Origin of the sequence: Nostoc parmelioides FACHB-3921, from assembly GCF_014696625.1 — a bacterium.
Lineage (GTDB): Bacteria > Cyanobacteriota > Cyanobacteriia > Cyanobacteriales > Nostocaceae > Trichormus > Trichormus parmelioides.
Genome location: NZ_JACJQL010000066.1, coordinates 20,395 through 32,244, shown reverse-complemented (window position 1 = coordinate 32,244; position 11,850 = coordinate 20,395). Strand labels below are relative to the sequence as shown.

Annotated in this window: 4 protein-coding genes; 1 reads left to right on the top strand and 3 read right to left on the bottom strand. The window is 40.4% G+C overall.

What is annotated here, in order from left to right; all coding sequences use genetic code 11:
* Window positions 1-221: 221 nt before the first annotated feature.
* Window positions 222-2,471 (bottom strand): SF1B family DNA helicase RecD2, encoded by a 2,250-nt coding sequence (gene recD2 / locus H6G14_RS26910; protein WP_190571271.1) that lies wholly within the window; start codon window positions 2,469-2,471, stop codon window positions 222-224.
* Window positions 2,472-2,576: 105 nt separating this feature from the next.
* Window positions 2,577-3,500, bottom strand: coding sequence for a macrolide 2'-phosphotransferase (locus H6G14_RS26905; protein WP_190571269.1), 924 nt, complete (start codon window positions 3,498-3,500; stop codon window positions 2,577-2,579).
* Window positions 3,501-3,780: 280 nt separating this feature from the next.
* Between H6G14_RS26905 and H6G14_RS26900 the strand changes: the two genes are divergently transcribed.
* Window positions 3,781-4,713 (top strand): GIY-YIG nuclease family protein, encoded by a 933-nt coding sequence (locus H6G14_RS26900; RefSeq protein ID WP_011316505.1) that lies wholly within the window; start codon window positions 3,781-3,783, stop codon window positions 4,711-4,713.
* 1,230 nt (window positions 4,714-5,943) lie between these two features.
* On the opposite strand, the gene H6G14_RS26895 is transcribed toward H6G14_RS26900, so the two are convergent.
* On the bottom strand, window positions 5,944-11,631 hold the full coding sequence (locus H6G14_RS26895; protein ID WP_190571267.1) for a cadherin-like domain-containing protein: 5,688 nt from the start codon (window positions 11,629-11,631) through the stop codon (window positions 5,944-5,946).
* Window positions 11,632-11,850 lie beyond the last annotated feature (219 nt).

The window sequence follows — 11,850 nt, the reverse complement described above, 5'->3', positions numbered from 1 at the left end:
TTAGCAAAAGCAATTGAAAGTGCTTTTAATCAAGTTTCGTTAAATGATATTTATAATTGGTTTACCCATTCTTGTTACTGTACTTCACCAGACTGAGAAAGGCTATATATGTCTAAACTATTAATATTAATAACAAGCATTTAACAACTCTTTATTAGAAGAATATATATTATTGCATATTACGCTATATCTAGCGAAATACAGTAAATTAAAATTTATGCTCACTTAACTGGCTGCAATAACCTCTGCCACAACCGAGTGTACCTCTGTTGATCATCTGTAGTTCGCACAGCCAGAGCGATCGCTTTCTTGGAACCAACAACAATCGCCAACTTTCTGGCTCTGGTTAGTCCTGTATAAAACAGATTCCGTGTCAGCATAAGATAATGTTGCATATATAAAGGAACTATCACCACAGGAAACTCGCTTCCCTGCGACTTATGAATTGACGTGGCAAACGCAAGCGTTATCTCGTTCAAATCTGCATAGTCATACACCACAGCCCGACCGCCATACTCAACCGTTACCTCCTGTTCTTCCGTGTCGATACTTAGGATAGTCCCCAAGTCTCCGTTAAAAACCTCGCGGTCATAGTCATTCATTTGCTGTATGACGCGATCGCCTTCCCGGAGAATCATTCCACCCCGGCTAATCTCAACTTTCCCCTGTGCAGGTGGATTAATAAGCTGCTGCAACACCGCATTCAAATTTCTAGTCCCGACTAACCCCCGCGACATCGGAGACAACACCTGTACATCCGTGCCTGGATTAAAGCCCAGCCGTGGGATAAATTCACTCACTAACTCACAGATTGCTTGCACACCGTGTTCTGGTGTATGTCCGCCACCATGCCAAAGACAATCTGACTGTGGATTATCTGAGATTGGTTCTATATTTGGATAGTCGCCCTGGTTGATTTGATGCGCTGCGGTGACGATCGCACTTTGTTGAGCTTGCCTAAATACTTGCGTTAGCTTCACCACTGGTACTTGTAGTGAAGTGATTAGGTCTGCCAGCACTTTACCAGGGCCTACTGATGGTAATTGGTCAATGTCTCCCACTAATAATAGTTGCGCTTCATTAGCTACCGCTTTAAAGAGCGAATGTGCCAGAAATAGGTCTAACATCGAAGCCTCATCGGCAATAATGGCACTGAAGGGCAGGGGATTTTCGTTATCCCGTTTGAAACCCATTGTTTTCGGGTCAAATTCCAGCAAGCGGTGAATGGTCTTGGCTTCCAAACCAGTCATCTCGGATAATCTCTGCGCCGCCCTCCCAGTTGGTGCAGCTAGGGCAATGCTTTTACCCATCGCCTTCCATAAACTGACAATTGTGTGTGTTGTGAAAGTTTTGCCCACGCCAGGGCCGCCAGTCAGAACCATCACTGGAGAATATGCTGCCATCTCTACCGCTTGCTGCTGTTGGGGTGATAGCTCAATCTTGCGGCTGGACATGAATCGCTCTAGCCAAGCACGGACACGGGGAATATCTTGTGTCACTGGTTGGCGTAACCGTCGAGATATCAACTGTGCTAAGTTCTGCTCTGTGTGGAAGAAGCTCGGCTTATAACAGAGTAATAATTTTTCACCGTAGCTGTCCCTGACATATTCCCTGATCAGTTCTTCCTTGGCTGACATATCTTTGATGATGTCCGCGATCGCATCTTCGCTTGGCTGATGGTCATCGGTTGTTAGCAGCTTAGTGACTTTCTCTATTAGTTCTGGCTGGGGGAGATAACAGTGACCTTCTTCGGCAGCTTCACTCAGGGCATGGATGATGCCAGCGCTGTAGCGGAACTCGGAGCATGAGGGTACGCCCAGGTTACGCGCAATCTTGTCGGCGGTGAGAAAGCCGATGCCGTAGATGTCGGTGGCGAGTTGGTACGGGTTTTCGGTGACGGTGGCGATCGCTTCATCTTTGTACTGTTTGTATATCTTGACCGCGTAAGTGGTTGATACACCGTGGGTTTGCAGAAACACCATCACTTCCTTTATCGCCTTTTGCGTCTCCCAGGCATTCTTGATGAGCTTGATGCGTTTTTTGGCGATGCCTTGTACTTCGATAAGTCTGTCAATCTGGTTCTCGATGATGTCGAGTGTTTCCAAACCAAAGTGTGCAACGATGCGTCTTGCTGTAACAGGCCCGACACCTTTGATTAGTCCACTGCCTAAATATTTCTCAATTCCGGTGAGTGTGGCGGGTTTAGTTTCGTGGTAATTAGTGACATTGAACTGTGGCCCGTACTGCGGATGGTCTTTCCAAAAGCCTGTTAGCTGTAGCGTTTGCCCAGGCTGGATGTTAGCGAAGCTGCCGACGATGGTGGTGAGGTCTGTACTGCGGGAGCGGGTTAGGCGTGCGACTGTATACCCGGATTCCTCTGAGTGGAACGTCAGGCGCTCGACTACCCCGGTGATGGTTTCGTAGTGGGGTTGTGCTTGGGTTTGTTGGGGTATAACTGGGGAAGTGGACATTGGGGATTAGAAATGCCGCACACTATTATATATTTGTGAGTGCAAATATTATAGTACGCAAATACTACTATATTTATATAGCGATCGCTCAGGTGATCGCTATACTCATTCACTCCAAGCTAAAGAAGCTCTAGCCCCGGCCATATGTTCTTCCTTTCCAGTTAGCAAGGCGTATAAGGCGTATTCCACAGGATGAGCATTCCAGAGTTCTATGATGTGTTCCTTCATATCAGACCAGACGCTCCCACCAGCAGTTTGGTAATGCTCAAGCACATCCTGGAGAACTTGCTCACCGAAGGCGGCATAGAAACAGACGAAATCTTTGGCAGGATCACTTACGGCGGCTTCTGTCCAATCGATTAGTCCCATCAAACTTCCGTCTTTGTCCACAAGCGTGTGACCAGGGTGAAAGTCTCCGTGAATCAAAGCCGAATGCTTAGGCCACAAGGCATCATTAGCAATCCAGTTCTGCCAACGTGTCCAGCGTGTATCACCAACGCCAAGCAGTTCTCTGGTCTTGTTCATATTCTCTGCCATAGATTGCCGGACTTGCTCAACTGTTTTAACTCGGATACTAAATTGCTTCACTACCTCAATACTTGTTCTATGGAGTTGCGCCAGTGCTTTTGCTACAGAACAAATGTACATAGCAGGTGGAGACTTCGGATTAATGTACCATACATAATCGCCGATATCTGGATCTATGGTTCCGGCAGGAGTTCCTTTTAATAGTGGATAGGCTACCAGTTCATCCGAAACAATTTTCCAGATCGGAACACTCACATCGACTTGGTTTTTCACCAGGCAGAGAACTTCTTTTTCATAATACATACGCTCAAGAACATCTTTTCTTCTGGGAAATCGCAATACCCATTCGGTATTATCCTCTTTGGCAGTAGCAAATGTAGTGATGAAGTCCATTCCGGATTTGTTAATATTTAAGTTGTCTGCGTTCAAAATGAAGCCATTTTTGTCGGCAATGCTGAGTATTGTCTTGATTTGGTAGTCTTCACTCACAGATTTAGTCATTTTAAATTCGCTCCTTTATGAGCATTAGCTAATATCTATATCAGGCGTTTACTTCAAATCAGCCCAATGTAACATTAATAATATATATTCGTACTACACTGAAGGTATACAAGGTGTAATGCAGGCACTACCTCATAAAGACATTAGCAATTCAAGTTAATATAGTGGTACAATTGTATTATTATGGTTAATGTGCAGTCAGTTATCAGTTGGAGAAATGAAAGCAATGAGGTAGCTGGGCGCAAAGCACCATCGCATAAGCAAGTGTACTTCTGTAGCAATGTGGCTTAAATACGGTGTGGATCAAGACGGAGCTTTGTTAAGTATTCAAGATGTCTCTAGTGGTAAAACTTTACTTAAATGTCCTTATTGCCAGGGCGATTTAATTGCTAAAAAAGGCAAAGTCAAGCAACATCATTTTGCTCATGATCAGGAAACCTGCCACCCCGTAGCTAAACGGAAATTTCCCACTCTACCACTTTATGACAATTTTAATATTGAACTAGCGCTTAAAGATTTAAAGCAATTAAAATTATTATGGAGTGAGTACGGAGCTAAAAATTATCCTATCAATTATGACTTAACTTCCCCTGGCTTATTGAAATCTGGAGTATTAAGAAAAAACATATATTTAAACTCACCGGGTTATGAATTTAGTGATTTAGGTAAAATTCCTGTGGGAGCGCTTGATTTCCAGCGATTCAACGAAATACAAGAACCGCTAATACTTAAAAAGCTGTTGAAACTGGAGTTGGCATTGCAACACGCTCAACATAAAAATGCTTCTGATTTAGAATACAGACTTACAGATTTAAAACTGTACTACGCTCAAGTCAAACGTATTTTGTCTTCTACATTGTATTTTTTAGAAATTATAAGCGATAAAGGCACTTTCTACAAAATCGGAGTTACTGCTAGACCCGTCATAGAGCGAGTAGCAGAAGTAGAAAGAGATTTAGTTCCGCACTACGGTACTGTTGCTATTAAAGTCTTAGGTAGTTGGGCGCATCGGGGAAATATTGAATTATATTTCAAACACCGCTATCAAAAATTTAATTATCCTATCGAGATTTTGACTGAGTATTTTAACTTTACTGCTGAGGATATGGGTATTGTTTTGAGTGATCTACAGCGAATGCAACCAAAAACACTATCTCAATTGGAAATGGCTATTTTTGAGGAAAATGTTAGCTTCAAGCAAATTGCTATTTAGCACATAGTCCAGGTGTTCATTAAATAATTATTTGTCAATTTTAGGGAATTAATGTCTCGCTGTTTCAGAGGCTAAAAAGCTTATATATCAAGGAAATTACGCTTTTTACCGCTCTTGTATTCTTTGAAGGCTTTTAAATAATTAAATGCCTTTTCTCTAAAAACTGACTCCTCAAAATTTAAACAATTAAATGCCTTTTCTTGAAAAAGTCTCGATAGACTACTGAGTTTCCCTATTATTTCATAGAGCGATGGGCTTACTCTCCGTCTTCAGGCGATCACTCTATGCAGGCGGTTATGCCCGGATAGCTTGTATAAGCTTGCTCAAATTATAGTTGAAGACGCTTGCTGTTTCAGCATTTCACGATTTAACTGAGAAATTCTGGTAGATAATGAGGCTCGTTTTTATGAGTGAAGAGGACAGTAATTCTTTAAAACTGGAATTTGAGGAGCTAGAGCATAACTCTAATTGCACAAGACCCAAAAAACCGAGTGGCTTGACAGTAATTGTTGAAAACTGACAAATAATTCTTTTGAATACATTTTGGCACGGTGATGCCTTAACTGCCTATAGTATTATCTGACCTAGACAATACCTAGATATTACCTAGAGAAAAAATTAAGCTAACTAGCTCAGCTTAAAAATATACAGTAGATTAAATTAAACATTTCTCTAGGTAAAATAAGCTTGAAACCTTATCTAAAAACAAACTTATTTACCTTGATAATACCTATACTCTACGGATAATAAAAATTTTGCTGGCTCAATTCATACATTAATCTGAGTAAAGCAAACCTCTAAGCGATAAAATGCTAATTCTGTCGCGCTCACCAGAACTTAGCCAAAAAGTGCCACCATGTTTGCAGTCGTAACTTACCTAGACGATCAGTGAACATCACCTAGATGCGAACTCAAGCAAGGTAAACCGTGCATATTGATACGTTATGTAAAGGGTTAACCAAAATGCAGATATTGATGCTAATGAACAGGTAATATAAGTTATGGGCTAGAAGTATAGGTAAACGCCCACGCATATCCCCTACATTTCCCGTAAAGACTTTAGCTACATTCCATAAGTCGCAACGGACATTAAGATGTCCGAAAATCGTTGTTGTCAAAAATTTTATGTTTTAATCGTAGTTTATATCGTATAAAAGATAAGGGTATCTTATTTTGGGTAGGTGTGGGGGCGATTGCCCCTTTGTTCTGCATTAGTATCGGTAGTTCGCACTAGGTGATCACATAAATTTGATTAACAGTCAGTACGACTGGATAGGATAGTTGCGCCACTTTGACTTGTGCTGCACCACCTAAACCATCGGCATCAAAGAACAGACTACCCGTAAATTGGTCATAGATAAAGCGGTCATCTGCTGCCGTTGCGCCAGTCCCTAGTCGGAATGCACTAGGGTTAAGTGTACCCACCGCTTGACTAAGAGCAAATTCAGACTGGGAAATGACAATTTTGTCTTCTGTGGTTGTAAAGTCATTAATGGTATCAAAATCACCAACTGTAGGCAAGCTCACGTAAAAACTATCTCTGCCAGCACCACCAATCAATAAATCTCGACCTTTACCACCTACAAGTATGTCATCACCCAGACCACCATCAAGTTTGTCGTTGCTATCACCACCAAATAAACTATCATTACCATCACCACCAGAGACGTTATCAAACCCTACACCGCCATTGAAAGTATCATCACCGCCACCCAAATCAACAACAGAGTTGGCATAACTACCTTGTAAAGTGATCACATCGTTACCGTCTTGGGATGTATTGCTGACAGGTTCATCACCCTTTAAATTAATAAAGAAGCGTGAATTATTCATCGTCACGGTAATCGAGTCATTACCCTTACCACCAGTAATCTTGCCATCTGAACGGGGTGCATCGTTGGGGTTGGTGTTGTTGTCCCAACTAGGGGCAAATGTGATGTTGATTTTATCGTCTCCCAAACCACCGTGAGCGCCAAAAATACCATCGGGGTCGAGAATTATATCATCACCATCACCAGCAAATAGGCGATCGCCATGACCTAAGCCACCGTTAATGTTATCATTGCCACTACTACCATCAATATAGTCGTTGCCCTCTCCACCATTCATGGTTTCATTGCGGTTAGTGCCAATGAGGTTGTCACCGTTAGCTGTACCATTAATGACATCGTAATTAGACACAGGTAAAGCCCAGAGGCGATAACCATCAACACTATCTGCTACAAAGTAAAGCTGATTATCAGCATAGGTGAACTCTCTGGGGTTGGAAGACCCAGCACCCGGATTAATTGTATCCGTCACCACCCTAATGTTGCCAAAATCATCAATCGTCCATAATTCCTGTCCATAAGTAGGGTTATCAGCAGAAAAATACAATTCGCCATTAACTTCAAATGGGATGCTGATAGAGGTAAACCCATACTCTGATAAATTATTTATGAATGGCGCGACATCCCCAGTGCGCTCATCAATCTTCCATACTTGCGGATTACCCCTACCGTCGTTGGCATAAAAGTAAAGTGTGCCACCGACGTTAGCTAGTGTATTGGGATTAGAGGAAGCAATACCTGGATTAATATCGCTAACACGCACCGCCCGGCCTGTAGGGTCAATTTTCCACAACTCTTGACCCGTTGTGCTGTCATTGGCAATAAAGTAAAGTACACCATTGACATTAATTAAATTGGTTGGTGAAGAAGACTCCGCACCAGGATTAATATCTGTTACTTGTACCGCGTTGCCTGTAGGGTCAATTTTCCACAATTCCTGACCTGTTGTGCCGTCATTGGCACTGAAGTACAGCGTATTATTAAAAATGAATGGTTGTGCAAACGAGGAAGAACCAGCACCAGGATTAATATCTGCGACTTGTACTGGGTTGCCTGTGTAGGGGTCAATCTTCCACAACTCCTGACCTGTTGTGCCGTCATTAGCGCTGAAATAATAAGTCCCATTAACATTAATTCCAGATGCTAATTCCACATTGATCTGAGCTAGCCGTACTGGTTTGCCTGTGTTGGTGTCAAGCTTCCACAACTCCTGACCAACAGAATCATTGCTAGTAAAATACAGCGTATTATTTACTGCATATAGTTGAATATCAGAATTGGGATCAAGGTCATCTGTTACCAGTATTTGGTCGCCTGTGATGGGGTTATCTTTCCATATAAACTTTTGCAGAACTGGTGTCTGTTCTCCATCTTCGTTAACTTCGTAAGTTATTTTGCGGGTTGCGTAGTAAACTATGCCATTGACTTGAGCGAAGCTGATAATGTCAGTGATAGTTTCAGGTTCGTCAATAATAGTGGTTATCAGTTCAAAGTTGCCAGTGCGATCGTCAATTCTCCACAACCATTGGTCATAACCATATCGACCGTAATTATAAGTCGTAAAGACATCAGTAAGAGGTATTGGTTCGTATTGGTCGGATAAAAACTGTACAGTTGTCCCTGTTGAGCGACCAGTAGAGATATCAATTTGCATAATTGAAGCAAAACCAAAACGACCTATACTAACGACGTAAGGCCTATTTTTATAGAAGATCGTATAGGTATAAGTCCTGCTGTAATCATCCTCATTAATTCTGACTGGTACAGCTTCATCTGTGGTATTGTCAACTTTCCATAAATTAGGACTCCCCCAACCACCTGGCGGTCTGCCTATTATCCTTACAAAAAAGTACAAAGTATTGTTGACTTGGAATAAACTGCCAATTTCACTAGAAGCTGATGCTACATTTATTCCCCTGACAGGATAAGGCGCAGAAATATTCAGAGTAATAGTGGCAGTACTTATACCTCCTTTCCCATCACTAACGGTATAAGTCAGGCTGTCTAAGCCAGAATATCCACTATTGGGTATGTAAGTGTAAGTGCCGTCATTGTCGTTAACTAAAATACCCTGACTTGGTTGGGTAAAGTTAATTAGAGACAGACTATCACCATCTGCATCCACATCGTTAGTTAAAAGGCTGGCAATACTGATAGTAATGGGTGTGTTTGCTGCTGTAATGATTGTGTCATCGCCTAATAATGGATTTTGATTAGACAAATCATCCACAGGCAAAGCGGCTAATTGTGTACCGTTGTTGTATTTGAAGTAAACAGTGCCATTGGCATAGATTAGAGAATCTTCTGGATAAGAATAGTCAACTCCTGAATTAATATTTGTTAGTCTGAAGATTTTACCTGTTTGATTTTCAAGTTGCCAAACTTGATTGCCATTGCTGCCATCATCAGCAATAAAGTAAAGTGTGCCATCAGCGTTAATCAAGTTGTGGGGATTGGCAGATTCAGAACCAGAATTGATATCTTTAATTAATACTGCATTGCCACTATTATCAATTTTCCACAATTCGTAGCCATTGATGCCGTTATCAGCAACAAAGTAAATTGTGTCATTGACCTTAATTAAATTGCGGGGATTGGAAGACTCAGAACCAGGATTGATATCTTTGACTAATACTGCATTGCCACTATTATCGATTTTCCATAATTCATACCCATTGCTGCCACTATTAGCAACAAAGTAGATTGTGCCGTCAATATTAGTAAAATCGCGGGGATAGTAAAGCTTAGAACCTGTATTTATATCTTGAACCAATACTGCGTTGTCAGTAGTAATATCTAGTTGCCACAACTCATATCCATTGTTGCTATCGTATGCAGTAAAGTAAATTTTGCCATTAGCATTGAGCAGGATTGAGGAAATAAAAGAACCAAAATTGCTTTCCACAATTTGTATTGCGTTCTCAGTAGCAATATCTAGTTGCCATAACTCAAACCCACCGTTATCTTTATTTCTGATAAAATAAGTTTTGTTACTATCATTGATCAAATTAGAAATGTTGAGCAAATCCGTAACTTGTACCGCATAGCCCGTATCATTATCAATCTTCCATAATTTTCTCTCATAGCTATAACTGTTATTAGATGCAATGAAGTAAAGTGTACCGTTAATATTAGTTAGGTCAGAAATATTGGCAATATCAGAAGAGAAATTAATATCTTTGATTATCTCCACGTTGCCACTATTAATGTTAATTTGTAATAACTTAGGCGCTATACCATAATCGTAAGCAGTATAACTGGTTAGGTAAAGTTTGCTATTTACTTTGACGAAAGTAAAGTTGTCTGAGTAGAAATATCCAAATCCTGGGGGGAATTCGGCTACTTCAACTAACTTACTGGTGACGTTATCAATTTTAAAAACTACAGCATTACCGCTATCTGTATTAGCAATAAAATAAATTTCGCCATCAATATTTACTAAAAATTTACTGGAGGCATACTTTAAACTTGAATTGATTTTTGTGAGTGAGTAAGGCTGTTTTGATGCTACAGGAAATTGATTCACTGTCAGGTTGACGATAGCAGTGCTGGTGTTTCCCTGCTCATCTTTGATGGTGTATGTGAATTTCTCTACACCATAGTAATCTTTGTTAGGAATATATGTGTAACTGCCATCATTATTATGAATTAATTTCCCTTGTTTAGGTTGAGTAATAGTAGTAATTGACAGTTCATCGCCATCTAAGTCTGCATCATTACTTAAAATTGCGGTTGAGTTGATAATAATGGATGTATTCTGATTAATATTGAAGTCGTCATCTCTCGCAAAGGGAGAGCGATTTGCGAGAATATCAGCTACAGAAATAGCCCAAATTTCTCTTCCGTGAATGCTGTCATTTGCAGAAAAATAAAGTTTGCCATCAATGATGTCTAAAATATGGATATCGGAACTACCAGACCCTGGATGAATATCTGTTATTCTTATAGCTTTGCTTGTAGTATTGTCAATTCTCCACAATTCATAGCCATTATTGTCAGATGCTACAAAATAAACTATGCCATCAATGTTGTTTATCTGACCAAAATTAAAATATCTAGACTCCGGATAGATACCTGTGACTCTAGCGGTATTACCAGTAGTCTCGTCTATTCTCCATAACTCTTGGTTGTTATCGTTGTTGTTGTACACAGAAAAGTAAATCGTCCCATCAGCATTAGCGAGGATGTCAGCTTCAGAATATCCATACCCTAAGTTAATTTCTGTTATGGATACAACTTCGTCGGTATTATTGTCAATCTTCCACCAGCCAGTACCATTGGAATTAGTTACTGTAAAGAAAAGTGTGCCATTCAAATTTCTTAAATTACGAACCTCAGCATTCCTAGACACCAGCCTAGTATCAGTCACCTGCACTGCCTGACCTGTAGCGTTGTCGATTTTCCACAATTCACGGTAATTTTTACCTGTATTGGCACTAAAGTAAAGGACACCATTAACGTTGGTGAGGTTATTAACATCTAATAAATCCTCGATTAGTACAGAGTTGCCAGTAGCGGTGTCAACTTTCCACAACTTATTATACGTATAGTTATATGTGGAGATAAAGTAAAGTGTGCCGTTGGCTGAAGTTAAAGACTGGGGAGAGGAATACTCAAGATTCGGATTGAAATTTGTTATCTTGATAGCATTGCCATTAGAGTCGTCAATTCTCCATAATTCATAGCCATTGCCATTGTTAGCTATGAAATAAAGCGTGCCATTGACGTTGGTGAAGTTAAGTGGAAAGGAACTTCCAGAACCAGGATTTATATCTGCAACCTGCACTGCTTTGCCAGTAGCGTTATCTATTTTCCAGACTTCATCACCAGATACGCCATCGTTATATCTGAAGTAAAGTGTGCCATCGATATTGGTTAGTTCATAGAAAGAATTATAATACTGTGACTCTTGATATATATCCGTAACACGTACTGCTTTATCTGTTATGGTATCAATTTTCCAAATCTGATAGCCCACACCATCATTAGCGACAAAGTAAAGTGTGCCATTGACGTTCACGGCTTGTGAGGGAGAAGAGTCACCACTACCCGGATTAATATCTGCAAGCAAGTAGGGAATTTTAGACATAATTAGGATTAAAACCTTTATTTTGAGAAATGTTATCGGAAAATTACCAAGACAATTGATTAAATAATTATTTTCCAGATATTTCGCTGAATCCATCTATATAATGGGCTAAAATCTGCTAATTCCTCTCCATTAGAATTAAAATCCTACCTCATCAATTACTCTTGGATAATTACAATAACCAGCATTATTATTTAGTTAATTTTGTATAAAATAACC

Coding starts and splice junctions, on each gene's coding strand:
- H6G14_RS26905 (WP_190571269.1), bottom strand. CDS start 3,500: ATGACTAAATCTGTGAGTGAAGACTACCAAATCAAGACAATACTCAGC.
- H6G14_RS26895 (WP_190571267.1), bottom strand. CDS start 11,631: ATGTCTAAAATTCCCTACTTGCTTGCAGATATTAATCCGGGTAGTGGT.
- recD2 (WP_190571271.1), bottom strand. CDS start 2,471: ATGTCCACTTCCCCAGTTATACCCCAACAAACCCAAGCACAACCCCAC.
- H6G14_RS26900 (WP_011316505.1), top strand. CDS start 3,781: ATGTGGCTTAAATACGGTGTGGATCAAGACGGAGCTTTGTTAAGTATT.